Below are 23,769 nucleotides of genomic sequence, written 5' to 3'. Positions count from 1 at the left end.
TCCTACGCGGTTATGCCAACCAATCCAGCGTGAGAATCAGCCGTCGTTCATCTGGCTTCAGGGCCGGCGAACGGTGGATCAGGCCATGGCTCTCATTGCCCTGCCATTTTGTCCCCTTGAGCAACGCCACTTCACCGCAGTGAATCTGTTCGATACGGTCGATGGGCTCGGCATCCGGCTGGCCCAGCGTGCGACGATCCATCACGCCCTCTCGCAACCATTGGCTACCGATGCCGGCGTAAGTGGTGATCAGCCGCACCGGCACGTGGTCGACGTGAAAACGCGGGCACATGGCTTTGTCCAGCAGCCGCAGGCGCACACCGATGCGCTTGGCACCCAACAGGCAGGCAAAAGCGCTGACCAGCCACGATACATCGGCGATAAACCCTTCATAGCCCTCAAGATCGCGGCAACTGGACGCCAATCCCTGCAAGTTGGGCACCGCATCTTCAGTGTCGAGTTCAATGACCATGGCGTCCGCCAAGGGCTCGTTGAGCGCCACCAGCAAGGCGCCAAATTCGGCGATATGCAGAGGCAATTGGCGCTGCCACAGTGCCAGGTTCACACCGTCCTCGAGGATATCGGACAAGGCCAGTGGGGTTTCACCGCGGGTCTGGCGAATCACGGGACGCAGGGGAATGACCGGGGCCAGCATCAGGCGGCTGCCTCCTCATACCAAGGGCCAAAAGGATCGGCCAGTAAGCGCCAGCCTTCGACGCCCTGGGCCATTTCTTCATCGTTGAGCAAGCACGCGTCCAGCTCCGCACGCAGTTGGGCGAAGTCGATGTTTTGCCCGATAAACACCAGTTCCTGACGGCAGTCACCGGTGCTCAGTTGCCAGTTGCCCATGATGGCCGCGACGCTTTCTTCGTCCTGAGGCCATTGGCTTTTCGGCACGAAGCGCCACCAGCGCCCGGCAAACCCGTGGCGCATCAAGCCGCCGGCCTGGGACCAACTGCCCGCGTCGCGGTGTTTGCTGGCCAACCAGAAAAAGCCTTTGGAGCGCAGCAGTTTGCCGTTGACCCACGGCCGGTCGATAAAGTCGAAGAAGCGCTGTGGGTGAAACGGGCGGCGCGCTCGGTAAGCGGTGGAGGCGATGCCGTACTCTTCGGTCTCCGGCACATGTTCGCCGCGCAATTCCTGCAACCAGCCCGGTGCCTGGGCGGCACGCTCGAAATCGAAGCGGCCGGTGTTGAGGATCTTGTTCAGCGCCACCTCACCCATGACCATCGGGATGATTTCCGCCTGGGCGTTCAGGCGCTCGAGGATGGCCATCAGCTCTTCGCGTTCGCGGCTGCTGATCAGGTCGATTTTGCTGATCAGGATCACATCGGCGAATTCGATCTGCTCGATCAGCAGGTCGGTGATGGAACGCTCGTCGTCTTCGCCAAGGGTTTCACCCCGTGACGCCAGGCTTTCGGCGGCCTGGTAGTCGAGCAGGAAATTCATGCCGTCGACCACGGTGACCATGGTGTCCAGACGGGCGATGTCGGCCAGGCTTTGCTCGTTTTCATCGCGAAAGGTGAAGGTTTCCGCCACGGGCAAGGGCTCGGAAATACCGGTGGATTCGATCAGCAGGTAATCGAAGCGTCCTTCTTTGGCGAGTTTTCCGACTTCTTCGAGCAAGTCTTCACGCAAGGTGCAGCAGATGCAGCCGTTGCTCATCTCCACCAGTTTTTCTTCGGAGCGGTTGAGGGTGACATCGCGCTGGACTTCGCTGCCGTCGATGTTGATTTCACTCATGTCATTGACGATCACGGCCACGCGCAGGTTGTCGCGGTTGCGCAAAACGTAGTTGAGCAGTGTGCTTTTGCCGGCGCCGAGAAAGCCGGACAGCACGGTAACGGGGAGACGATGGGGCATCAGATATTCCTCACAGGGGTGGCCGGTCAAATCGCCCGTTTATGGCGTTCGCGCAGCTCTTCACGTTCTTTGGCTTCGATGCACAGCGTGGCGGTAGGGCGCAGCAACAAACGCTGCAGGCCGATGGGCTCGCCGGTTTCGCGGCACCAGCCGTATTCGCCACGGGCCAGCCGTTCCAGGGCATCGTCGATCTTGTCCAGCAGCTTCTTTTCGCGCTCCAGCAGGCGCAGTTGCCACTGACGCTGTTCTTCGGCACTGCCGATGTCCGCCGGGTCGCTGTTGGTTTCCTGCTCGCGCAGCCCCAGGAACTCGGCGTCGATGCGGTCTTGCAGCTCATTGCGCTCGGTGAGCAACAGCGCGCGGAAAAAACCCTGCTGAGCGTCATTCATGTAATCGGCTGGCGGTTGGGACAGTAGGTCTTGTTCAGTCATGGGAACGGTTCACGGGTCAGGCTGTGCTTTTAATGTTATAGTATAACAATACAAATAAGCCAATCCCCCCTTGCTCCACACGACGAAGGGCGCAATGCTTGACCCTCTTCCGGCCCCGAGAAGTCCTATGAGATATCTGTTGTGTGCCCTGTTACTGGCAGCGGCAGAGCAAGCCAGTGCCCAGGCGCCGAGCCTGTTGGCTGATTGCACGCGCAGCGCCAATCTGCTGGCTTGTGTGGATCCGCTGGGCAATGCCTACAGCGTGGCGACCGTGGGCAACACCACGTATCTGCGGGGTTTCGAGGTGATCGGCAAACGCTATTGGGCACAGACCAGCAGCCGCTATGGGCAACTGACGTTCTTTACCGGGCTGGCGTCCGATGGCGAAGCGTGGGTCGGCTACACGCGGCGTGTGGGCTGGACCACCCTCAACCGGTTTTCCAGCTCTGGTGGCACCAGCGCCAGGTTCACTTGTAGCCGTATCACCGGCTGTTAAGCCTGACCGCTCTTCTGTTCCTGCACCCACGCCATGTAGCTGTTGACCGGCGGATTCTTCTGGAAGTAGCTTTTCAGGCCTTCGAACAGACCATCCGCTACAGCCTGCTGATGACGCGCCGTCACCAACCGCTGGGCGTCCCGAGTGTTGGAGATAAATCCGGTCTCCACCAGGATTGACGGCACATCCGGTGACTTGAGCACCGCGAAGCCCGCCTGCTCCACACGCTTCTGATGCAAGCTGGTGATGCTTTGCAGGCTGCCCAGCACCGAACTGCCCAATTGCAGGCTGGAGGCGATGGTGGCGTTCATCGACATGTCGAGAATCACCCCCGCCAGCATCGGATCCTTGTCCTTGAGGTTGAGCAAGGTGGTGGCGCCCAGCAGGTCCGCGCCGTTTTCACGCTGCGCCATGAAACGTGCAGTGGCCGAGGTGGCCCCGCCCTCGGACAGCGCAAACACGGAAGCTCCCGAGGCCGTCAGCCGTGGCGCGGCGTCGGCATGCACCGAAATGAACATATCGGCCTTGTGCTGACGGGCGATGTCCACACGCTTGCGCAGCGGTACGAAGAAGTCGTCATTGCGCACCAGCTTCACGTCAAAACCCTTCTCGCGCTTCAAGCGCTTGGCCAGCAATTGGGCGATTGACAACACCACATCTTTTTCGCGCTGGCCCTTGGAGCCCACGGCACCCGGGTCTTTGCCGCCGTGCCCGGGGTCGACCACCACAATGATGTCGCGCTTCGGATGCGCCTTATCCACCGGCGCCACCAACGGCTTGGGTTCAGCGGCGATTTGCCGGGGCGCCTGAGTGGCGCTGGTCAGGTCCAGTACCAGGCGGTGACCCTGGCCCTCCTGGGGCGGCAGCAAGAAACTGTTGAGCTGCATCGGTGCTGCCAGGTCCAGCACGATGCGCGTGTCACCCTTGCCGAAATGCCCGGAGCGAATCGAGGTGATTCCGCTGTGTGCGAGGTTCAGCTGGCTGAAATCACCGCTGAGGCCGGCGCCGCTCAGGTCGATGATCAGGCGCTCGGGCGCGGCCAGGGTAAACGTCTTGTACTGCACCGGGCCGCTGAGATCGAACACCAGCCGCAGTTTGTCATCCGAACGCCACAGGCGTGCATTGCGGATCTGCGTGGCATGGGCCGCAAAGGGCAACGTAAAGAAAGGGCTGGCCAGAAGCAGGTTGAGAAGCTGACGTCTGTGCATGACATATACCGCGAATAGAGGAGCGTCCCTGCTCGACATGACTGAAAAAAGACAGAAGCAGAAAAATAATCGTCGACTTAATAGTTATAATATAACATGTCTTTTTATTTCCAACGATGGACCTGCTCATGAATGCGCTGACTCTGCCGGATATCGCCGCGCAGGCTTCACGCCAAGCCTTGCCACTCGACTGGGTGGGCATGTGCGGCATCGCCCTGCCCATTCTGCTCGACGGCCAGCGCCTCACCGCCACCGCCGATGCCGGCGTAAGCCTGGACGACGGCACCGCCCGTGGCATTCATATGTCACGCCTGTACCTGGCGCTGGAGATGCTCGACCAACAGCCCCTGACGCCTGCACTTCTGCGTAATGTACTGCAGCGTTTTCTCGACAGTCATGAAGGTTTATCTAATAACGCCTACCTGCGGATTCACACCGATCTGCTGCTCAAACGCTCCGCCCTGGTCAGCCCTCTGGCCGGCTGGAAAGCCTATCCGGTAAGCATCGAGGCGCGTCTCAAAGATCAGATGTTCCACGTGGAACTAAAAATTGACGTTACTTATTCCTCAACGTGCCCGTGCTCGGCCGCCCTTTCCAGGCAGTTGATTCAGCAGCAATTTCTAGAAGACTTCGCCAACACGCCGCTGCAGCACGAAGACGTTTTGACCTGGCTCGGCACCGCCAATGGCATCGTCGCCACGCCCCACAGCCAGCGCAGCACCGCACAGTTGCTGATCGAACTGGACGGCGACCAACCCGACCTGCCCATCCTTGAATTGATCGATGAGGTCGAAGCCGCCCTCGGCACCGCCGTGCAAACCGCGGTGAAACGTGCGGATGAACAAGCCTTCGCCCTGGCCAACGGGCAGAACCTGATGTTCTGCGAAGACGCCGCCCGCCGCCTGAACCTCGCCTTGAAGCGCCTGGATGCCGTCAAAGCCTTCCACCTGAAAGTGATCCACGCCGAAAGCCTGCACGCGCACGATGCCGTGGCTGAAAGCCGCTGGACGAGACCTTCTGCATGATCACGTGCACCGCTTTACGTTGGGGCGCCCCGGGCCAACCGCTGACGCCCGCCCTTGACCTCACCCTGGAAAAAGGCAGCCTCACCGGCATCATCGGCGCCAATGGCACGGGCAAGAGCAGCCTGCTCAAAGTCATTGCCGGGCTGCAAAAGCCACTGGCGGGAAAAGTCCACGTGGAGGTTCCACGTCGGGGCGGCCTGTCGTTCCTGCCCCAGCAGCAGCACCTCGACCGCCAATTTCCCATCAGCCTGCAAGAGCTGGTGGCTGCCGGGTTCTGGGGTACACAACTCACGCCGCCGCAACGCACTGAACGTCTGCAAGCCGTACTGGAAGACTGGCGCCTCAGCGGCCTGGAGCACCGCCCGTTGATGGCCTTGTCCGGCGGCGAACTGCAACGCGCCCTGCTCGCGCGCATGAGCCTGGCCGAAGCGCCGGTGCTGCTGCTCGACGAACCCCACGCGGCCCTCGACGAAGAAGGCCAGGCACTGTGCTGGAAACACGTGCATGCCTGGCATAATCAAGGGCGCACGGTGGTCATCGTTTGCCATGACCTCGCCTCCGTTCGCCATCACACCCAGCAAGTGGTGCAGATCAAAAATACCGGCTGTATGTTCGGGCCCAGCAAAGAACTGATCCGCCCCCTGCCGCAGATGGCGGTAGCCTGATGCATTTCACTGCCCATCTGTGGATGCCGTTCCACGACTTCGTCTTCATGCGCCGCGCATTGATCGGCGGCCTCGTGCTCGCGTGCAGCACCGCGCCGCTGGGCGTGTTCCTGATTTTGCGGCGCATGAGCCTGATCGGCGACGCCGTGGCCCACGGCATTCTGCCCGGCGCAGCGCTGGGTTTCTGGTTCGCCGGCATCAGCCTGCCCGCCCTGACCATCGGCGGCCTCGGCGCCGGCCTCGGCATGGCCGGGTTATCGGCCTGGATCACCCGCCGCACCGGCCTGCGCGAAGACGCCAGCCTCGCCGCCATCTACCCCATTTCCCTGGCTGCCGGCGTGCTCATCCTCGGCATCGCCGGTAAGCGCCTGGACCTGCTGCACCTACTCTTCGGCTCGGCGCTGGCGGTGGATGAAAACACCCTCACCGGCATGCTCTGGGTGTCGGCGTTCAGCCTGATCGCCATGGCCGTGATCTACAGACCGCTGCTGCTGGACACCCTCGACCCGCTGTTCCTGCAAACCGTCAGTCGCCTCGGGCCACTGGCCCACGGCCTGTTCCTGACCCTGGTGGTGCTGAACCTGGTGATCGGCTTCCAGGCCATCGGCGCCTTGATGGTGGTGGGTTTGATGATGTTGCCGGCCATTGCTTCACGCTTCTGGAGCCGGCGCCTGCCGGTGTTGATCGCGGTATCGGCGGTGCTGGGATGCCTGTCGGTGTGGTTGGGTTTATTGCTGTCGTTCTACTACTCGTTGCCCAGCGGCCCGGCGATCGTGCTGGTGGCTGGCGCCGGGTATCTGCTGTCCGTGGTTTTCGGCCCGGTGCACGGCTTGCTGCGCCGCCCGCCCTCTCTTACATCCCAATGAGGTGTTTCACGATGCGCGCTTTACTCGTGCTGTTCAGTCTTCTGCTACCGCTGTCGATGGCGCAGGCTGCCGACAAACTCCAAGTGGTCACCAGTTTCAGCATTCTCGGTGACATCACCCACCAGATCGGTGGCGATCACATCCAGATCAGCAACATGGTCGGCCCCGACGCCGACGCCCATACCTATGAGCCGACGCCGGATGACGCCAAGGCGCTACTGAAAGCCAAGCTGATCATCAAGAACGGCCTCGGCTTCGAGCCGTGGCTGGACCGTCTGGTCACCAGCACCGAAACCAAGGCTACGGTAGTCACGGCCAGCAAAGGTGTGATCTCCCACACCATGGAAGAAGACGGCGAGACCATCCCGGACCCGCACGCCTGGCACAACCTGGCCAACGCCGAAATCTATGTGAATAACATCACCAAGGCACTGGTGGCGGCCGACCCGACCAACAAGACGGATTACCTGCGCAACAGCCAGGCCTACCTGAAGGAAATCTACCGCCTGCTGGCCGAAGCCAAAACCAAGTTCGGCGCGCTGCCAGCGGGCAACCGCCGCATCGTTACGTCCCACGATGCCTTCGGTTACCTGGGCCAGGCCTATGGCATTCAATTCCTGGCGCCACAGGGCCTGTCCACCGAGCGTGAACCGTCCGCTGCCGAGGTCGCTGCGCTGATCACCCAGATCCGTAAGGACAAAGTCAAAGCCGTGTTCATGGAAAACATCAAGGACGCCCGCCTGCTCAAGCAAATCGCCGACGAAAGCGGCGCACAGATCGGCGGCACGCTGTACTCCGACGCCCTCGCCGCCGAAGGGCCGGCCAGCACCTTCACCGGGCTGTTCGAATACAACCTCAACACCCTGTGCGCCGCGCTGAGCAAGCCATGACCCTGAGCATGCTCGATCTGGAAGGGGCTGCCCTTGGCAGCCGCTTTCCACTCGAACAGGTACTCGACGCCCTGCCGTGGAACAGCGATGGCCTGATTGCCGCGATCGCCCAGCAACATGGCACTGGCGAGGTGTTGATGCTGGCCTGGATGAACCGCCAGGCCCTCAACGAAACCCTTGCCACCGGCCAGGTCTGCTACTGGTCACGCTCGCGCCAGCAACTGTGGCGCAAGGGCGAAAGCTCCGGTCATTGGCAACAGTTGGTCGAAGCGCGCCTGGACTGTGACGGCGACGCCGTGCTGCTGATCGTGAACCAGCAAGGCCCGGCCTGCCATACCGGTCGAGCCACCTGTTTCTACAACGCCATCGACGGCGACCAGGTCCACATCATTACCGCGCCCCTGAAGGAACCCGCAGCATGATCCGCAAAAACCCCTCCGGCGACCTGCCAGTCATTGCCGAATCGGCCTACGTCGACAAGACCGCCATCATCTGCGGCAAAGTGGTCATCGGCGAAAACGTGTTCGTCGGCCCCTACGCCGTGATCCGCGCCGACGAAGTCGATGCCAACGGTGGCATGGACCCGATCATCATCGGCGCCAACTCCAATATCCAGGACGGCGTGGTCATCCACTCCAAGTCCGGCGCGGCAGTGACCATCGGCGAGTTCACCTCCGTCGCCCACCGCTCCATCGTCCATGGCCCCTGCACCGTTGGCGACCGCGTGTTCATCGGCTTCAACAGCGTGCTGTTCAACTGCGCCCTGGGCAACGGCTGCGTGGTGCGCCACAACTCGGTGGTCGATGGCCGCGACTTGCCTGCTGCCTTCTACGTGCCCTCCACCACCCGCATCGGGCCCAACACCGACCTGTCGCAGTTCCCGCCGGTGAGCGTCAGCGCCTCGGAGTTTTCCGAAGACGTGGCGCGCACCAATGTCGACCTGGTGCGCGGTTACAAAGCCCTGCAAAACGAGTTCTGAACCATGAGCCGCCTGCTGATCCGCAACGCCCGCCTGGTGAACGAAGGCCGGATATTCGACGCCGATGTACTCGTCGCCAATGGCCGCATCGAAAAAATCGCCAGCAGCATAGAGGGCGTGGACACGGCGGTCGCCATCGACGCCCAGGGCCAATGGTTGCTGCCGGGCATGATCGACGACCAGGTGCATTTCCGCGAACCCGGCGCACCGGACAAAGGCAGCTTCTACAGCGAGTCCCGCGCGGCCGTGGCCGGCGGCATCACCAGCTTCATGGACATGCCCAACACCAACCCGGCCACGCTGAACCTGGACGCCCTGGCCGATAAAAAACGCCGTGCCGCGCTGCACTCGGTGGCCAACTACGGCTTTCACTTCGGTGTGAGCAATGACAACCTCGACACCGTCGCCGCCCTCGACCCGCGCGAAGTGGCCGGGGTCAAAGTGTTCATGGGCGCCTCCACCGGCAATATGTTGGTGGACGACCCGCGCATCCTGGAGCGCCTGTTCGCTGAAGTGCCGACCATCCTGCTCGCCCACTGCGAGCACACGCCAAGCATCCAGGCCAACGAACAGCGCCTGCGTGAACGTTTCGGCGAGCAAATCCCCGCCGTCGCTCACCCACTGATCCGCGATGCCGAAGCCTGCTATCGCTCATCGTCCCTGGCGGTGGAACTGGCCAAGCGCCACGGCACCCGCCTGCACGTCTTGCACCTGACCAGCGCCCGCGAGCTGGCCCTGTTCGAAGACAAGCCCCTGGCCGAAAAACGCATCACCGCCGAGGTCTGCCTGCACCACCTGCTGTTTGACGACCGCGACTATGTGCGGCTGGGCCACCAGATCAAATGCAACCCGGCGATCAAGACCCGCACCGACCGCGACGCCTTGCGCCAGGCACTGCTGAGCGATCGGCTGGACGTGATCGGCAGCGACCATGCGCCCCACACCTGGGCACAAAAACAGCTGGCCTACCGCGAAGCGCCGTCCGGCTTGCCGCTGGTTCAACACGCCCTGCCGGCGTTGATGGAGTTGGTGACGGATGGGGTGCTGCCGCTGACCACCCTGGTAGAGAAGACCAGTCACCGAGTGGCCGACCTGTTCGCCATCCCGGATCGGGGTTATCTACGCGAAGGGTATTGGGCCGACCTGGTGTTGATCAAACCTGAGCCCGAGGGTAAACCCGTCAGCAGCCAGCCGATCCTGGCGCGCTGTGGCTGGACACCCTTCGCCGAGCGCAGCTTTCGCCACAGCGTCAGTACCACGTTGGTGTCCGGTCACCTGGCCTGGCACAACGGTCAGGTGATCGACAGTTGTCAGGGCCTGCCCCTGCACTTTCTGCGTTAGGCGCGAGGCTTGACCGTACCGCAATCGTTGCCCAGCCACTGGGCATGGCTGTCCAGGCTGCCCTTCTGCTGAATGCCGGTGGCATTGAAGGTACCGTTGACGGTGGTGGTGAATTCTTTCTGGCTCTGGAACGTCGCCACGCCGGTACCCTGGGCTTTCGGGCAACTGAAACGGAATTTCCACTGGTTACCGGTCTTGTCGGTCACTTCCTGCTTGCACCCCGACTGCGGGTCGGTGAGCGGGATCGAATCGGAGGCGACCTGGGCAGGCGTGAGACACACCTGCACGCCTTTACCGGCCATGGTGATGCCCTGCTTTTCCAGCATGGCGCGTTGTTCGGGGGTCATTTGTTGCTTGAGCTGACCGAGGATCAGCGACAGGTCCGGCAGGTCCTGGTTATCGACTTTCATGTTGCTGGTGGTCAACTCCCACAAGCCCGGCGCCAGCATCTGCGCCTGCGCCGCCATCGGCAGCGACACACCCATAACCATGGCTAAACCAAACAGACGAGCATTCATCGGGTAACTCCTGGGCGATTGTTGGCGTTAGACGCTGCGAAGGCGCCAGTGTTGCATGGCAAATAAAATAGCGACATTCCTGACCGAACATGGTCTGTTAGGCACTGGACCGTCAGGAGTCATGTCGTTCATGGATTTTTTTGGCCCGCACCTGCTCGCCTATTTCATTGCCACCCTGCACTTTTTCGGCACCCTCGCCGCGATCCACGCGGTGCTGACCGTCAGGACCGCCCAAGGCTCGATCGCCTGGGCCCTGTCGCTGATGTTCATGCCTTACCTGACGCTCATCCCCTACCTGATCTTCGGCCGCAGCACCTTCGATGCCTACATCCAGGCACGTCGCCAGGCCAACCAGGAAATGCACACCGCCATCACCGAATTGAACTGGCGCCCATGGGTCGAGGAAGCCCTGGCCGCGCGCAACTCCAGCGCCTATACCTCCCTGCGCGCCATGCCCAAACTGGGGCGCATGCCGTGCCTGGCCAACAATGAAGTGCGTTTGCTGATCAACGGCAATGCCACCTTCAGCGCGATCTTCGAGGCCATTCGCAACGCCAGGACTGCCGTGCTGTTTCAGTTTTTCATCATCCATGACGACGAACTCGGCCGCCAACTGCACACCCTGCTGACGGAAAAGGCCGCCGAAGGTGTGGCCATTTACGTGCTGTATGACCGCATAGGCAGCCACGCCCTGCCCCATCGCTATGTGCAATCCCTGCGCGATGCCGGCGTGCAGGTGCATGCGTTCGCCACACGCAGCGGCTGGCTCAATCGCTTCCAGGTCAACTTCCGCAACCATCGAAAGATCGTGGTGGTGGACGGCCTCACCGGGTTTGTCGGCGGGCACAACGTGGGCGACGAATACCTGGGCAAAAAACCGCCTTTGGCGCCGTGGCGCGATACCCACGTGCACGTCACCGGACCCGTCGTGGCGTGCCTGCAGGAATCGTTTGCCGAAGACTGGTTCTGGGCGGCGCGGGAACTGCCGCCGCTGATCCTGCCGGACGCCTATCCCGAGGACGGCGTACTATGCCAACTGCTCGCCAGCGGCCCCGCCGACCCCTATGAAACCTGCTCGCTGTTTTTTGTCGAGGCCATCCACGCGGCGACTGAACGGGTGTGGATCACCAGCCCTTATTTCATCCCCGATGAAGCGGTGTTCGCTGCCCTGCGCCTGGCGGTGCTGCGCGGCGTCGACGTGCGCCTGCTGTTGCCCTCGCGCCCCGACCACCGCGTGGTGTACGCCGCTTCGAGCCTTTATGCCAACGAAGCCCTGCGCGCCGGCGTGCGGGTGTTTCGCTATACCCCGGGGTTTCTGCATCAGAAGGTGGTGTTGGTGGACAGCGAAATCAGCGCCATCGGCAGTGCCAACATGGACAACCGCTCGTTCCGGCTGAATTTCGAAGTGATGCTGCTGACGGTGGATGAAGCCTTCGCCAGCCAAGTGGAGCAGATGCTGTTGGACGACTTCGACCAGGCCCATGAGGTCAGCCAGGAAGAAAGCCGCCAAACCCACCGCCTGCAACAGCTGGGCATGCGGGTGGCGCGGCTTATTTCACCCATCCTCTAGCTGGCAACACCAAAACAATGTGGGAGCTGGCTTGCCAGCTCCCACAGTTTTGATCTCCAGTGTCTGGAAAATCAGCGGTAGATATCCTCCCGCGTCCACGGCAGTTCATGGCTGCCATCGGCGTGAGGTTTGGTCGCCAGGATCTGATGCAGGTTGATCCAGCCCCGCGCAAACGCATAGGCGCATCCCGCCAGGTACAACCGCCAGATACGCAACGCTTGCTCCGGCACCATCTTCGCCGCCGCTTCCAAGTTGTCTTCCAGGCGTTCGCTCCAGTGATCCAGGGTGCGCGCGTAATGCAGGCGCAGACTTTCGACATCGACCACTTCCAGCCCGACTTCACTGATCTCGGCGGTCATCATCGCCAAGTGCGGCAGCTCGCCGTTGGGGAACACGTAGCGTTCGATAAAGTCCCCGGCGCCACGACCGACCGGGCGGCCGTCGGTGTGCTTGGCGGTAATGCCGTGGTTCATTACCAGGCCGCCTTCACGCACCGCACCGAACAGGGTCTGGCAATATTCCGCCAGGTTGGCGTGGCCGACGTGCTCGAACATACCCACGCTGACCACTTTGTCGAAGCGGCCATCCTGGGGAAGGTCACGGTAGTCAAGCAGTTGCAGCTCGACCTGGTCCTCCAGGCCTTCGGCTTTGACCCGCTCCCGAGCCAGGACCAACTGTTCCTTGCTCAGGGTGATGCCAAACACTTTGACCCCGAACTCCCGCGCGGCATAGCGCGCCAGGCCGCCCCAGCCACAGCCCACGTCGAGCAAATATTCCCCCGGCTGCAGCCGCAGCTTGCGGCACAGGTGGCGAAATTTGTCTTGTTGGGCCTGGTCGATGGACTCGCTGCCGGTCTCGAAATAACCGCAGGAGTACGCCATGTCCTGGTCCAGCCACAGCTGGTAGAACTCGTTGGACAGGTCGTAATGATAGGAAATAGCCGCTGCGTCAGTGGCCTTGTCGTGGATCGAGCGCACCGGACGGCTCCCCTCGCCGTCTTCGATCAGGGCGTGACTCAATTCGTCACAAACCCGAATGACCTCGGAGATGGAGCCTTCCAGCTCCACTTTGCCCTCGACAAAGGCTTCGCCCAGTGAATCGAGCGTGGGATGGGTCAGTTGGGTCACCACCGTGGGGTCCTTCACCACGATGGTCACACTGGGCTCGGGGCCCAAGTTGAATTCATGGCCGTCCCAGAGTCGAAGACGCAGCGGTAGCTGAAGATTCTGTAAGGCCGGTGGAAGTTGCGCGAGCATGAGTAGTCCCCCCTTGTTTCAGACGTCTGGGTGTGAGGGTAGACCATCCGGAGACAAAGTAGGACGCTATCGATTTGATAGCTCGTTTCTATGGGGCTCGGCGCTCGAGCAAACCGTCCTGGATCCACTGCTTCAGCCATGTGACGGCTTGCAGGGGGGCACCCTCTCCATAAGTGACTGCCAACTCGGCGCACAGTTCTGAAAAACTCCAACCGGTAGTCACCATCCCTGCCAGCGCGCAGGCCTCGGCGGGCTCCAGGCTGCGGTAGTGGCACACATTCTGGTGCCGCCACACCAGGCAAATCTGCGCCAATTCCAAAGCATGGCTGCCGGGAAAATCCGACTCATCCCTGCTGGCACGCCAGATCGCCACGCTATTAAAATGGCACAGCATCTGCTGCACCGACGGCGCCAGCGCCACCTGCAGGCCCGGCCATGCTTCGGGCGCCAGTTGCGCCATAGCAGGGAGGGTCAGCGGCTCGCCCTCCGGCGCATCGAACGCCAGGGTAAACGCCCACTCCAGACGCGCCAGCTCGGCCAGTGGCGCGCTCTGTTCCGCCACCAGGTGTTCCACGATAAATGCCGGAAAGCGCTCACCCAACCAGCGCAGGCTGTAATGGGCCGAAGGGTAGCGGCGTACGTAGGCTTCGCTCAACTGCACGAACTCATCGTCGCCCAGCCAGTACACGATCGCGCCAAAGTCATGGCGCAACACCTCCTGCAACCGCGACACGTAGGCGTTGTGGTAAATCGCCAGGCCCGTCTGCACGTCCAGCGTCGGCCCGCCCATTAACGTCGCGGCAAAACCGCTGTTGGCCACCGACGTCTCGGCTAACAGATGCTGCTCGAAAGCCAACTGCCAATCGGTCAGGCGCATAACGACCTCCTGGCCAACGCCGAAGCGCCCAGCTCACGGGCCTTGCCCAACTCGGTGAGCAGTTCTTCGAACGGCGGAAAATGGTCATCGCGCTCCAGCAGCGTCGAAACCGGCCCCACGTGTTCAAGGGTCTGTTGATACAGCGCCCACACCGGATCGCACACCGGGTGGTCATGGGTATCGACCACGTAGTCGCCGTAATCCATATGCCCGGCCAGATGCAGCTGGCGGATGCTCTGCGGCGGCAGGTTGCGGATAAACGTCCAGGCGTCGAACCCATGGTTGCGGGAGCTGACATACACATTGTTGACGTCCAGCAACAGCTGACACCCCGACAAATGGGTCAGGGCGTTGAGAAATTCCCATTCGGTGAACTCGTCCGCCCTGGCGCGCACATAGCTGGAGACGTTTTCCAGCACCAACGGGCGCTGCAACACATCCTGCACCTGGCGCACGCGGGCGGCCACGTGGTACAGGCTTTCTTCGGTGTAAGGCAGGGGCAGCAAGTCATGCAATTGGTGAGCGCTGCCACGGCTCCAGCACAGGTGATCGGAAATCCACGCTGGCTGAATACGCTCGGCGAGCTGCTGGATTCGCTTGAGGTAGTCGGTATCGAGGGCATGGGGCCCGCCGATGGACAAGGACACGCCATGCATCACCAGCGGGTAGCGCTCGGCAATCGCATCCAGGTAGTACAGGGCTTTGCCGCCCGGGACCAGATAATTCTCGGAGATCACTTCGAACCAATCCACCGCCGGCGATTGTTCAAGGATCTGCGGGTAGTACTCGCTGCGTAAACCCAGGCCGTAACCCAGGCTCGAAAGGGAAGTGGACATCAGACACTCCAGGGCAAAGTGTCCGCAGCGGTGGGGGGGCAGCCGCTGCGGGAGCACTCGGTTGCCGGTTATTCGCCGACGGTGCCGCCAGCCTTGGTGCAAGCATCGGCACTGGCCTGGACCTTGAAGCCCTGACCTTTGCAGGAGCCTTGGCCCTTGCAGGCATGGTCCTTGGTTTTGCAGTCGTTCTGGCCTTTGCACGCGTTGATGCCGTAGCAGTGCACGGAGGTGTCAGCGGCCTGGGCCTGAGTGACGACACCGGCGAACAGAGTGGCGGCGGCCATTGCGAGGGCGGCACCAGCAGCAGCGGATTTGATGTTCATTGTTGTATTCCTCATGATCGTTGGGATGTCGGTCTGAACGGATTGTTCAGTCTCGACACCCCACTAGAGTGAGGTGCCCTATCGGCGTTACAGCCCGCGCAAAATATTTCTGAAAATTATTCCTTCAGCTTCAACAGCGGCTCCTGAAAGCGCAGCAAACGCCCGGCGTTGCCCAGTACCAGCAAAGTGCTGAGGTTGTGCAGCACCGCCGCGATCATCGCCCCCGCCGCCCCCAGCCAGCCGAACGCAGCGAACACCACGATGGCCAGCGTCCAGCCCAGGCCGATGATCACATTCACCTGCAATGTCTGCCGACACTGACGGCTCAGGCGCACGCAAGTGCCCAGGCGACGCAGGTCACTGCCGATCAGCACCACGTCCGCCGACGCCAGGGCGATATCCGCCCCGCCCGCGCCCATGGCCACGCCCACCACCCCGGCCTTGAGCGCCAACGAATCGTTGATGCCGTCGCCCACCACCATCGGACGAAAACCGCTGTCGATTTCGCCCAGCACCCGGTTGAGTTTGTCTTCGGGCAAGGCCTGGGCTTCGACGTCGCTGATACCCACGTCCAACGCCAGGCTGTCGGCCACGCTCTGACGGTCGCCGGTGAGCAGCAATTGACGCCCCAGGCCCAAGTCGCGCAGCTCCTGCAACGCCTGACGCGCTTCGGGTTTGACGCTGTCCGCCAACAACAGCCAGGCCAGAAACTGCCCGTTCAGCGCCAGCCCGGCAATCGGGCCGTCGTGGTTCGGCACAGCGCTGGTAAGGATCCCCAATTGCTCGAACAACTCGGGCCGGCCCAATGCCGCTTCGCCCTCAGCGGTCTGCGCCACCACCCCCAAGCCCTGGCGCTCACGAATCTGCGTCAACGCCAGCAAATGCTCCGGGGTCGCCAACCCCGCCAGCGCCCGGCTGACCGGGTGGCTGCTGGCCGACCCCAGGCTGGCGGCCAGGTTGAGCAAGCGCTGCCGATCCGGCGCGGTGGTTTCCACCGATTGCAGGCGCAGGGTGCCAAAGGTCAGGGTGCCGGTTTTGTCGACCACCAGCGACGTCAGGTCCGCCAACTCCTCCAGGAACGCCGAGCTGCGAATCAGAATCCCATGGCGCGCCGCCACGGCAATCCCGGCAATCGCCGTGGCCGGCGCCGACAGCACCAACGCGCACGGGCACGCCGCGACCAACACGGCAAGCATCGCCTGAGCGTCGTTGGTCACAAACCAGGTGACCGCCGCCAGCAGCAGCACCAACACCATATAGCTGCCCGCGTAACGCTCCAGCAGCCGGGTGATCGGCGGCTTGGCGCGCTCGGCGTTCTGCATCAATGCGATGACTTTGCCCAAGGTGGATTCGCCCCCCGTGCGGGTCACTTGCAGGCGCAGCAAGCCGTCGAGGTTGATCGCCCCGCCATACACCTGCGCCCCCACACTGGCCTCCAGCGGCACCGACTCACCGGTGATCGGCGCCGTGTCCAGGCTCGCCTGGCCCGACAGCACCACGCCATCGGCCGGCACGCGGTCACCGGCGCGCACCTCGACGATATCGCCGGTCTGGAGCGTGCCGTTATCCACCTCCTGGATGCTGCCGTCGGCCTGCACCCGACGCGCATGGCTGCGGGTCAACTTGCCCAGCGCATGGATCGCCTCCTGGGAGCCGATCACGCTGCGCTCTTCCAGGACATGGCCGAAGATCATGATGATCGGCAACAAGGCAGCGGTCAGCAGGTCCCCCGTGGCCCAGGCACCGAGCATGGCCAAGGCGATGAGTTGGTCGGTGATGCCGTGCAGGCTGGGAAACCGCAGGCTGTACCAGGCCGAACGCATCACCGGCACCGCTACCAGCAACGAGGCAACGCCCAGCAGCAGTTGGCTCACGCCGCTCTGGTCCGGTGCCAGCCAGCGCCACACCAGGCCCAGCGCGAGCAACCCCAGGGCGAGCATGGCCAGGGTCAATTGCCGCGCGGCACTGCGCTGCTCGGCGGACGTCAACATAGGTGCGCTCATTGTTCGGCTCCCTGGATGATCAAGCGGGAGTCGTCCTTGGGATCGACCGTGGTCACCGAACCGGCCTGGCCGAGGATCTTCGGCAAGCGCTCGCGGTACAGACGCAGCAACAGACCCGGGTCTTTCACCTGGGCCAGGCTCGCGACCGTCGCAGTTTGCGCCTGGGCATTGGCCAGGCGCTCGCTGGCCTGGGCGTGGGCGACCTGCACCACGCGGTCGGCCTGCTGGGTAGCGGTTTGCGTGAGTTTTTCCGCATCGGTGCGGGCATTGGCCACCGCCTTGTCCGCCTGCTGGCTGGCAGTAAGCACGGCGTTGAACGCATTCACCGCCGGGCCCGGCAGGCTCGATTGCACGTCCACGCGAGTCACTTGGATACCCAGCCCCAACCCCGTGGAGGCCAACGCCACCAAGCGTTGATTGATGCCCTGCACCAGATCGCCACGCAACCGCTCACGGCGCTCGGCGGCGCCGTTGTCGCTGCCGATCAGTTCGGGACGCGCCACCAGGATCGTGTCCAGGTCGCGTGCGGCCGTCAGCGCCACCGCGCTGCGGGTCACCAATCGATCCAGGGCCGGCAAGACGTGATCGCTCTGCAACACATAGGCGTAAGGCTCAGTGACCTTGTAGAACACCCGCACATCCAGCTGAACCACCCCGGCATCGCCGGTCAGCAGGTAACCGGACCCGGCCAGTGCATCGCTCAGCGGCGTGGCAAAGCTCGCCACACGGTCGGCCTGGATCGCCGCGTCGGAACGCAGCAGGTTGTCCACCCGACGCTCGATCACCCGGTCGGCCGCCGGCAGCAGCACAACTTGTTCGAACGGCTGCGGCCACGCCAACAGCAGCCCGGCATTCTGAATACGGTCGAGGGCACCGAAGTGCAGCACCACCGCACGGTTCTGTGGGTCGATCTGCCGTACATTGGAAAACGCCCAGGCCAGCGCGGCCAATACCGTCACCGCATACAACGCCATGAACGTCAGGCGCCCGGCCTGGACCCACGGGCTGTCCGGGCTGTCACGCGTCGTCATGGCTGAACATCCTTCGGCCCGTCCACCAGCGCGCGAAACGGCGCGGCGTCGGTGCGCAGGATGATTTTGGTGCCGGGTGTCACCACGGTGCCCAGGGTGTCGAGGGAGCGCAGCAGGTTGTACAACTGCGGGTTGCCCGCGTAGGCACGCCCGTAAATCTGCGCGGCTTCGACCCGCGATTGCGCTTCGATATCGGCGGCCTTCACGGTGGCATCGGCCTGCACAATGCGCGCATCACGCTCGGCGGCGGAGCGGATCTGCGCCGCCTCACGCTTGCCCACGGCGGTGCGCTCGGTGGCGATGGTTTCACGCTCGGCACGCATGCGATCGACCGTCGCGGTGAGCGTCACCGACGGCAGCGTCAGCCGCTCGATGCCCACCTGCGCCACGCGCACGCCATAGGTAGTGAGCAATTGCTGGTCGATCTGCTGGCGCAACTGCGCCTCGAAATCGGCGATGCGCACCTGGCTGGCGTCGGTGTTGATCAGGCTCGACAGGTCGAAACTGGCCGCCGTGGTTTCCAGCGCCGAACCGACGAAGGTGCGAATCTGCCGCGCGGCTTCATCCGGCTGATTCTGCACCGCCCGCATGAAGCGCTGCACATTGTCGGCATCGCCCTGCACCTGCCAGGCCACGTAAGCCTGCACGATGATCCGCAGGCCATCACGGGTGCCCACATCCTGCAAACCGCTGGAGGTGGTGCGCAGACGCAGGTCCACCGGAATCGCCGCTTCGAACGGCGCCGGCCAGCGCCAGCCCAGGCCGGGCTCCAGCAGCACCCGGGAAGGGTTGCCGAAACGGGTGATCACCGTCGCCTCGCCGGAACGTACCTGCACCAGGCTGGCGGCCGCGACCGCGAACAGCACCAGCAACAACGCCCACGCCATGCGCCGCCAAGGGAACGGCCCCGCGGCCTGTTCATCGCCATGATGGTGATGATGGTGGTGGTGATGGCCATGATGATGACCGTGATCGTGAGAATGAGCGCTCAACAGACAGACTCCTTATTGAACGGCTTTACGCGGCACCGAAGGGTCAGCCGGCAAGGTAAAAGAACGCAGATCGAGGGTGGGTGCACTGTCGGCGCCCAGGCGATGATCCAGAATGAGCAGCTTGGCGCGGGCCAGGCCCTGGCTGAGTTGAGTGAAGTACTGCTCCAGCACAAACGCCTGGCCTGCGCTGGCATAGGCTTTTTGTTCGGCGGCAAACCGCAGGTCGACGGCGCGGGCACCGGCATTCACTTCACGCGCGGTGGCCTGAGCCTGATCGCGGGCGGTGCTGGCTTGCAGCAAGGCCTGGTTGGTCTGTTCGCTGGCTGCGCCGCGCTCCCGGGCAATCAACGCTTGCGCGCCGATCTGCGCCGCTTGCACGCCGTGGTAGGCATTGGCGGCACCGGCAGGTGGGTGGATGGCTTCCACCACCGTGGCGAGAATTTCCACGCCACTGTCGAGGGCTTGCAGGTCGGCCTGCACGGCGCGACCAATCTCATCGGCCAGGCGGGTGCGTTGCTCACCGAGCAATTCGTCGAGGGTGCGCGAGGCAAAATCGTGCACGAGGATGCGGCTCGCGGTGCTGCGAATCAGGGTCGGCACATCCGCACTGTGATAAGTGGCGGCCAGCGCAGCCTGATCGGTCAGGCCGATACGGTAGACGAAGCGCACATCCATGTTGACGATCTGGAAGCCCTGCTTGTCGCCGCTGCTGCTGGCGATCACCTGGGATTTGTCATTTACATGGCTGGCGTCCCACAGCCGGTTGGCGATCAGCGGCGCGGGCCCTTCCGCCGCAGCCAGTTCCGGCGCGGCAGCGTCAGTGACACTGGTGGCCAGTTCGTGCACCACGCCGTTTTCCACACGGATCACCCGTCCCAACGGCCACGGCAAGCCTGCATGCAGACCCGGGCCGAAGACCTGCACCGGCTTGCCGAAGCGCTCATAAATCCCACGACCTTGCAGCGGTACTTCGTGCACACCGGTCAGCGCCCAGCCGACCGCCAGCACCACCAGCAACACCGGCAGGAATGCCCGGCGCATGTAGGTAAACGCCCAAATCTGGCGCAGGTCGATACCAAACCGGTTGTGCAATTCATGCTGCAAGGCCAGCAAGGGTTGCGGCGGCCAACGCAGCAGGTCGGCGATAAAGCTTTGCGCCATCAGGCGCGGTTCGAGACTTGGCTGACGCGGGCTGAACAACGACAGCACCGCCCTGAACAGAAACTCCACCGCCACCAGCGCCGGCAACACGCCGACCAATACGGCCAGACGCAGCGGCCAGACCGAGTCCACCCCGGCAAATAGCAGACACACCGCACTGACCACCAGCACCAGGATCGCCACCCGGCTCAACTGCGCCAGTTGCGCGGCTTCTGGCCACTGCGCGGTGGTTTCCTGGGCGAGGCGACGTTCAAACACCAGCAAACCGAAGGCCAACGCCAACGCCAGCGCGGCACCGACGCTGGCGGCTTGCCCCACGGCTGCCGCCGGCAAGGTCAGGTTCCAGAACTCGATAACGCTGACCAGTGCCAGCAACGACCAGCCCGCCAGCCACAACACCGGCGCGCCGATCTGCTGGCCAACACGCTCCACCAGGCGCGCGTAGCGGCTCGTGTGTTCAACCGGCACTTCAACCGCGGGTTCTTCCAGCGCCTGGGCGCGCCAGTCCGCCACCCACCAGGCCGACTGCAAACCGGCCACCAACAGCAAGAGTGCGGACGCGCAGTTGATCAGTACCACCGGCCAGACCGACAGCGGCGCAAACAGCGCGACAAACAACGCCAGCACCCAGCCGGTGACCGCCAGGGTCATCAGGCCGATGCCGGCCTGGCGCAATCGACGGGCATGGAACAGCCCCTGTTGAAACCGCGCAAGGCCTTCCACCGAAGCGCCCTCAGCTTCCAGATCCACTTGCATCCACTCAGCGCCCGTTTGTACATAATTCGTTACGATATAACACGGAGCGTGAAATTTTTGTTCGAAACCAATGCTAATCCCTGTGGGAGCTGGCTTGCCTGCGATAGCCTCGACTCGGTGCAACTGAAATTCCGAGATGCCTGCATCGCAGGCAAGCCAGCTCCCACAAAGGAACATCGTTGCGTTCAAGACCGTGACTAACCCCCCAGAAACACACGCCATCACTGGTGCAGCCCACGAATAATCGGCACACTCCGAAACAGTTTTTCGCGGGCCCACGGACAAGGAAGCGTCACCCCCATGATTTCGATCTATCAGCTCAAGCCGCGCTTTCAAAACCTGCTGCGCCCTCTCGTGCAGCGCCTCTACGACAACGGCACCACCGCCAATCAGATCACCGTGCTGGCCGGCGTGGTCTCGCTGCTGGTGGGCCTGCTGATCGCCAGCTTCGCCCAATACCTCTGGCTGTTTGCGCTGATCCCGTTGTGGATGATCCTGCGCATGGCCCTCAATGCCATCGACGGGATGCTCGCCCGGGAATTCGGCCAGCAGTCGCGACTGGGTGCCTACCTCAATGAGCTGTGCGATGTGATCGCCGACAGCGCGCTGATCCTGCCGTTTGCGCTGATCCCCGGTGTCAGCCTCATTCCCGTGCTGCTGGTGGCGCTGCTGGCCGTATTCAGCGAATACGCCGGCGTACTCGGGCCGATGGTCGGTGCATCCCGCCGCTACGACGGGCCGATGGGTAAGAGTGACCGGGCGTTCGTACTGGGCGTGCTGGCAACCGGCGTGGCCCTGGGCTGGCTGGGTGCCGGCTGGGTAAACACGGTGATGTGGCTGGTGGCCGCCCTGCTCGCCTACACCCTGGTCAACCGGGTGCGCCAAGGCCTCAAAGAAGAACAACACTCTCCGATTGCATAAGGATTTTTGCGATGCGCGAACAGCAAGAGCACAGCTTCAGTACCCATGATGGCGTCGAGCTTTTCTACCGCCACTGGCCGGCCACGGACACCACCGGGCCGCGCCAGGCGATCCTGCTGTTCCATCGCGGCCACGAGCACTCGGGGCGCATTGCTCACCTGGTCGATGAACTCGACCTGCCGCACTTCGACTTCTTCGCCTGGGACGCCCGTGGCCACGGCCAATCGCCCGGCGAGCGCGGTGACAGCCCCAGCTTCGCCACCAGCGCCCGCGATGTGCAGACCTTTTGCGACCACATTGGCGCCACCTACGCCATCGCCGAAGAAAACCTCGCCGTGGTTGCACAGAGCGTCGGCGCGGTGATCGCCGCCACCTGGGTACACGATTACGCGCCGAAGATCCGCGCGCTGGTACTCGCCTCCCCGGCCTTCAAGGTCAAGCTCTACGTACCTTTTGCACGGCCAGGCCTGGCGCTGATGCGCAAGTTTCGCGGCAATTTTTTCGTCAACAGCTACGTCAAGGCCAAGTTCCTCAGCCATGACCCGCAGCGCGTGGCGTCCTACGACAGCGACCCGCTGATCACCAAGGCCATCTCGGTGAATGTGCTGCTGGGCTTGTACGAGGCCGCCGACCGCGTTGTAGCCGATGCCCAGGCGATCCAGGTGCCGACGCAGTTGCTGATCTCGGGTTCGGACTTTGTGGTACACCGCAAACCCCAACAGCAGTTCTTCGACCGTTTGGGCAGCCTGAAAAAAGAGCTGCACATCCTGCCCGGCTTCTTCCATGACACCCTGGGCGAACGCGACCGGGCCAGCGCGGTAAACAGTGCCAGGCGGTTCATCCTGCAGAACTTCGAACACCCGCTGGACCGCGCCGCGTTGCTGGACGCCGACAAAATCGGCGCCACCTGCGCCGAATCCGAAGCCCTCGCCGCGCCGCTGCCGCGCAATTCCCTGCGCGACCTGTACTGGCGCCTGACCCGTGCCAGCATGGGCCTGGGCAAGCACCTGTCGGAGGGCGTAAAGCTGGGCTTCGACACCGGTTTCGATTCCGGCAGCACCCTGGACTACGTATACCGCAACACGCCCACCGGCAAAGGTGGGTTGGGGCGGATGATCGACACTAACTACCTCAACTCCATCGGCTGGCGCGGCATTCGCCAGCGCAAGCTGAACGTTGAGGAACTGCTGCGCCTGGCCATGGCCAGGCTGCGCGAAGAACAGCGCGAAGTGCGCATCGTCGACATCGCTGCCGGGCATGGCCGCTACATTCTCGAAGCCTTGCAGGGCGTGTCGCCGTTGCCGGAATCCATCCTGCTGCGCGACTACAGCGATATCAACGTGCGCGACGGCAGTGCACTGATCCGCGAAAAAGGCTTGGGGGATATCGCGCAGTTCGTCAAAGGCGATGCATTCGATCGCGCCGACCTCGCTGCGCTGGAACCCAAGCCAACATTGGCGGTGGTGTCCGGCCTGTATGAACTGTTTGCCGATAACACCCTGGTCGGCGGCTCGCTGGCGGGTCTGGCCGAGGCGGTGGAACCGGGTGGCTATCTGGTCTACACCGGCCAGCCGTGGCACCCGCAACTGGAGCTGATCGCCCGCGCATTGACCAGCCATCGCCAGGGCCAGGCCTGGGTGATGCGCCGACGCAGCCAGGCAGAAATGGATCAGCTGGTCGAAGCGGCGGGCTTTCGCAAGATCACCCAGCGCGTGGACGAGTGGGGCATCTTTACCGTGTCCCTGGCCCAGAAGATCTGAC

The 23,769-nt window shown here is 63.0% G+C and carries 24 protein-coding genes; 11 read left to right on the top strand and 13 right to left on the bottom strand.

Annotation, left to right across the window (positions count from 1 at the left end; genetic code table 11):
- Positions 1-10: 10 nt before the first annotated feature.
- The 3 genes from ACW9IN_RS08895 to dksA are packed head-to-tail and all read right to left on the bottom strand — an operon-like array spanning position 11 to position 2,294.
- The gene (locus ACW9IN_RS08895; RefSeq protein WP_457365529.1) at positions 11-655 is read right to left on the bottom strand and encodes a DUF1826 domain-containing protein; all 645 of its coding nucleotides are present in this window, start codon (positions 653-655) and stop codon (positions 11-13) included.
- Positions 655-1,863 carry a zinc metallochaperone GTPase ZigA gene (gene zigA, locus ACW9IN_RS08890; RefSeq protein ID WP_457365528.1) on the bottom strand — a complete coding sequence of 403 codons (1,209 nt, stop codon included), beginning with the start codon at positions 1,861-1,863 and terminating at the stop codon, positions 655-657. The genes ACW9IN_RS08895 and zigA overlap by 1 nt, the downstream gene beginning before the upstream one ends.
- Before the next feature lie 26 nt (positions 1,864-1,889).
- Positions 1,890-2,294: an RNA polymerase-binding protein DksA gene (gene dksA / locus ACW9IN_RS08885; protein ID WP_457365527.1), complete on the bottom strand. Its 405-nt coding sequence runs from the start codon at positions 2,292-2,294 to the stop codon at positions 1,890-1,892.
- A gap of 127 nt (positions 2,295-2,421) precedes the next feature.
- On the opposite strand from dksA, the gene ACW9IN_RS08880 reads away from it, so the two are divergent.
- Positions 2,422-2,790, top strand: a complete 369-nt coding sequence (locus ACW9IN_RS08880; protein ID WP_457365526.1) for a glutamine synthetase — start codon at positions 2,422-2,424, stop codon at positions 2,788-2,790.
- Here ACW9IN_RS08880 and ACW9IN_RS08875 read toward each other — a convergent pair.
- Positions 2,787-3,998 carry an N-acetylmuramoyl-L-alanine amidase gene (locus ACW9IN_RS08875; RefSeq protein WP_457365525.1) on the bottom strand — a complete coding sequence of 404 codons (1,212 nt, stop codon included), beginning with the start codon at positions 3,996-3,998 and terminating at the stop codon, positions 2,787-2,789. The genes ACW9IN_RS08880 and ACW9IN_RS08875 overlap by 4 nt on opposite strands.
- A 128-nt stretch (positions 3,999-4,126) precedes the next feature.
- Between ACW9IN_RS08875 and folE2 the strand changes: the two genes are divergently transcribed.
- From folE2 to ACW9IN_RS08840, 7 genes are read left to right on the top strand one after another with little or no spacing between them, the layout of a single operon-like run.
- The gene (gene folE2, locus ACW9IN_RS08870) at positions 4,127-5,023 is read left to right on the top strand and encodes a GTP cyclohydrolase FolE2 (RefSeq protein WP_457365524.1); all 897 of its coding nucleotides are present in this window, start codon (positions 4,127-4,129) and stop codon (positions 5,021-5,023) included.
- The gene (locus tag ACW9IN_RS08865) at positions 5,020-5,688 is read left to right on the top strand and encodes a metal ABC transporter ATP-binding protein (protein WP_457365523.1); all 669 of its coding nucleotides are present in this window, start codon (positions 5,020-5,022) and stop codon (positions 5,686-5,688) included. The genes folE2 and ACW9IN_RS08865 overlap by 4 nt, the downstream gene beginning before the upstream one ends.
- Positions 5,688-6,554 carry a metal ABC transporter permease gene (locus tag ACW9IN_RS08860; protein WP_457365522.1) on the top strand — a complete coding sequence of 289 codons (867 nt, stop codon included), beginning with the start codon at positions 5,688-5,690 and terminating at the stop codon, positions 6,552-6,554. Before ACW9IN_RS08865 ends, ACW9IN_RS08860 begins: the two co-directional genes overlap by 1 nt.
- A gap of 11 nt (positions 6,555-6,565) precedes the next feature.
- Positions 6,566-7,444 (top strand): metal ABC transporter substrate-binding protein, encoded by an 879-nt coding sequence (locus ACW9IN_RS08855; protein ID WP_457365521.1) that lies wholly within the window; start codon positions 6,566-6,568, stop codon positions 7,442-7,444.
- Complete coding sequence (gene hisI / locus ACW9IN_RS08850) at positions 7,441-7,866, top strand: phosphoribosyl-AMP cyclohydrolase (protein ID WP_457365520.1); 426 nt, start codon at positions 7,441-7,443, stop codon at positions 7,864-7,866. Before ACW9IN_RS08855 ends, hisI begins: the two co-directional genes overlap by 4 nt.
- Positions 7,863-8,423: a gamma carbonic anhydrase family protein gene (locus ACW9IN_RS08845; RefSeq protein ID WP_457365519.1), complete on the top strand. Its 561-nt coding sequence runs from the start codon at positions 7,863-7,865 to the stop codon at positions 8,421-8,423. The genes hisI and ACW9IN_RS08845 overlap by 4 nt, the downstream gene beginning before the upstream one ends.
- A gap of 3 nt (positions 8,424-8,426) precedes the next feature.
- Positions 8,427-9,764, top strand: coding sequence for a dihydroorotase (locus ACW9IN_RS08840; RefSeq protein ID WP_457365518.1), 1,338 nt, complete (start codon positions 8,427-8,429; stop codon positions 9,762-9,764).
- Here the strand turns inward: ACW9IN_RS08840 and ACW9IN_RS08835 are convergent.
- Positions 9,761-10,282, bottom strand: coding sequence for a DUF3617 domain-containing protein (locus ACW9IN_RS08835; RefSeq protein WP_457365517.1), 522 nt, complete (start codon positions 10,280-10,282; stop codon positions 9,761-9,763). The genes ACW9IN_RS08840 and ACW9IN_RS08835 overlap by 4 nt on opposite strands.
- 130 nt (positions 10,283-10,412) lie before the next feature.
- Between ACW9IN_RS08835 and cls the strand changes: the two genes are divergently transcribed.
- Positions 10,413-11,852, top strand: coding sequence for a cardiolipin synthase (gene cls / locus ACW9IN_RS08830; RefSeq protein WP_457365516.1), 1,440 nt, complete (start codon positions 10,413-10,415; stop codon positions 11,850-11,852).
- A gap of 71 nt (positions 11,853-11,923) precedes the next feature.
- Here the strand turns inward: cls and cfaB are convergent, their stop codons facing one another.
- The 8 genes from cfaB to hflK (ACW9IN_RS08790) form a co-directional block, all read right to left on the bottom strand.
- Entirely contained in the window at positions 11,924-13,108 is a 1,185-nt protein-coding gene (gene cfaB / locus ACW9IN_RS08825; RefSeq protein WP_457365515.1) for a C17 cyclopropane fatty acid synthase CfaB, read from the bottom strand.
- 88 nt (positions 13,109-13,196) lie between these two features.
- Positions 13,197-13,985 carry an HvfC/BufC family peptide modification chaperone gene (locus ACW9IN_RS08820; protein ID WP_457365514.1) on the bottom strand — a complete coding sequence of 263 codons (789 nt, stop codon included), beginning with the start codon at positions 13,983-13,985 and terminating at the stop codon, positions 13,197-13,199.
- Entirely contained in the window at positions 13,976-14,821 is an 846-nt protein-coding gene (gene bufB / locus ACW9IN_RS08815; RefSeq protein ID WP_457365513.1) for an MNIO family bufferin maturase, read from the bottom strand. Before bufB ends, ACW9IN_RS08820 begins: the two co-directional genes overlap by 10 nt.
- A 68-nt stretch (positions 14,822-14,889) precedes the next feature.
- On the bottom strand, positions 14,890-15,144 hold the full coding sequence (gene bufA2 / locus ACW9IN_RS08810) for a BufA2 family periplasmic bufferin-type metallophore (protein WP_457365512.1): 255 nt from the start codon (positions 15,142-15,144) through the stop codon (positions 14,890-14,892).
- Between the two features lie 116 nt (positions 15,145-15,260).
- A complete protein-coding gene (locus ACW9IN_RS08805; RefSeq protein WP_457365511.1) occupies positions 15,261-17,147 on the bottom strand; it encodes a cation-translocating P-type ATPase in 1,887 nt (628 codons plus the stop codon).
- A complete protein-coding gene (gene hflK / locus ACW9IN_RS08800; protein WP_457365510.1) occupies positions 17,144-18,178 on the bottom strand; it encodes a protease modulator HflK in 1,035 nt (344 codons plus the stop codon). The genes ACW9IN_RS08805 and hflK (ACW9IN_RS08800) overlap by 4 nt, the downstream gene beginning before the upstream one ends.
- Positions 18,175-19,173, bottom strand: a complete 999-nt coding sequence (gene hflC / locus ACW9IN_RS08795) for a protease modulator HflC (protein ID WP_457365576.1) — start codon at positions 19,171-19,173, stop codon at positions 18,175-18,177. Before hflC ends, hflK (ACW9IN_RS08800) begins: the two co-directional genes overlap by 4 nt.
- Positions 19,174-19,182: 9 nt before the next feature.
- Entirely contained in the window at positions 19,183-21,087 is a 1,905-nt protein-coding gene (hflK, locus tag ACW9IN_RS08790) for a protease modulator HflK (protein WP_457365509.1), read from the bottom strand.
- Positions 21,088-21,387: 300 nt separating this feature from the next.
- Between hflK (ACW9IN_RS08790) and ACW9IN_RS08785 the strand changes: the two genes are divergently transcribed.
- Both ACW9IN_RS08785 and ACW9IN_RS08780 read left to right on the top strand, forming a co-directional pair.
- Positions 21,388-22,008 (top strand): CDP-alcohol phosphatidyltransferase family protein, encoded by a 621-nt coding sequence (locus ACW9IN_RS08785; RefSeq protein WP_457365508.1) that lies wholly within the window; start codon positions 21,388-21,390, stop codon positions 22,006-22,008.
- Positions 22,009-22,019: 11 nt separating this feature from the next.
- A complete protein-coding gene (locus ACW9IN_RS08780) occupies positions 22,020-23,768 on the top strand; it encodes a bifunctional alpha/beta hydrolase/class I SAM-dependent methyltransferase (protein ID WP_457365507.1) in 1,749 nt (582 codons plus the stop codon).
- Position 23,769 lies beyond the last annotated feature (1 nt).

The organism is Pseudomonas sp. SDO5271_S396, assembly GCF_054071795.1.
This window is presented reverse-complemented; position numbering and strand designations above follow the sequence as displayed.

Coding starts and splice junctions, on each gene's coding strand:
- ACW9IN_RS08895 (WP_457365529.1), bottom strand. CDS start 655: ATGCTGGCCCCGGTCATTCCCCTGCGTCCCGTGATTCGCCAGACCCGC.
- zigA (WP_457365528.1), bottom strand. CDS start 1,863: ATGCCCCATCGTCTCCCCGTTACCGTGCTGTCCGGCTTTCTCGGCGCC.
- dksA (WP_457365527.1), bottom strand. CDS start 2,294: ATGACTGAACAAGACCTACTGTCCCAACCGCCAGCCGATTACATGAAT.
- ACW9IN_RS08880 (WP_457365526.1), top strand. CDS start 2,422: ATGAGATATCTGTTGTGTGCCCTGTTACTGGCAGCGGCAGAGCAAGCC.
- ACW9IN_RS08875 (WP_457365525.1), bottom strand. CDS start 3,998: ATGCACAGACGTCAGCTTCTCAACCTGCTTCTGGCCAGCCCTTTCTTT.
- folE2 (WP_457365524.1), top strand. CDS start 4,127: ATGAATGCGCTGACTCTGCCGGATATCGCCGCGCAGGCTTCACGCCAA.
- ACW9IN_RS08865 (WP_457365523.1), top strand. CDS start 5,020: ATGATCACGTGCACCGCTTTACGTTGGGGCGCCCCGGGCCAACCGCTG.
- ACW9IN_RS08860 (WP_457365522.1), top strand. CDS start 5,688: ATGCATTTCACTGCCCATCTGTGGATGCCGTTCCACGACTTCGTCTTC.
- ACW9IN_RS08855 (WP_457365521.1), top strand. CDS start 6,566: ATGCGCGCTTTACTCGTGCTGTTCAGTCTTCTGCTACCGCTGTCGATG.
- hisI (WP_457365520.1), top strand. CDS start 7,441: ATGACCCTGAGCATGCTCGATCTGGAAGGGGCTGCCCTTGGCAGCCGC.
- ACW9IN_RS08845 (WP_457365519.1), top strand. CDS start 7,863: ATGATCCGCAAAAACCCCTCCGGCGACCTGCCAGTCATTGCCGAATCG.
- ACW9IN_RS08840 (WP_457365518.1), top strand. CDS start 8,427: ATGAGCCGCCTGCTGATCCGCAACGCCCGCCTGGTGAACGAAGGCCGG.
- ACW9IN_RS08835 (WP_457365517.1), bottom strand. CDS start 10,282: ATGAATGCTCGTCTGTTTGGTTTAGCCATGGTTATGGGTGTGTCGCTG.
- cls (WP_457365516.1), top strand. CDS start 10,413: ATGGATTTTTTTGGCCCGCACCTGCTCGCCTATTTCATTGCCACCCTG.
- cfaB (WP_457365515.1), bottom strand. CDS start 13,108: ATGCTCGCGCAACTTCCACCGGCCTTACAGAATCTTCAGCTACCGCTG.
- ACW9IN_RS08820 (WP_457365514.1), bottom strand. CDS start 13,985: ATGCGCCTGACCGATTGGCAGTTGGCTTTCGAGCAGCATCTGTTAGCC.
- bufB (WP_457365513.1), bottom strand. CDS start 14,821: ATGTCCACTTCCCTTTCGAGCCTGGGTTACGGCCTGGGTTTACGCAGC.
- bufA2 (WP_457365512.1), bottom strand. CDS start 15,144: ATGAACATCAAATCCGCTGCTGCTGGTGCCGCCCTCGCAATGGCCGCC.
- ACW9IN_RS08805 (WP_457365511.1), bottom strand. CDS start 17,147: ATGAGCGCACCTATGTTGACGTCCGCCGAGCAGCGCAGTGCCGCGCGG.
- hflK (WP_457365510.1), bottom strand. CDS start 18,178: ATGACGACGCGTGACAGCCCGGACAGCCCGTGGGTCCAGGCCGGGCGC.
- hflK (WP_457365509.1), bottom strand. CDS start 21,087: ATGCAAGTGGATCTGGAAGCTGAGGGCGCTTCGGTGGAAGGCCTTGCG.
- ACW9IN_RS08785 (WP_457365508.1), top strand. CDS start 21,388: ATGATTTCGATCTATCAGCTCAAGCCGCGCTTTCAAAACCTGCTGCGC.
- ACW9IN_RS08780 (WP_457365507.1), top strand. CDS start 22,020: ATGCGCGAACAGCAAGAGCACAGCTTCAGTACCCATGATGGCGTCGAG.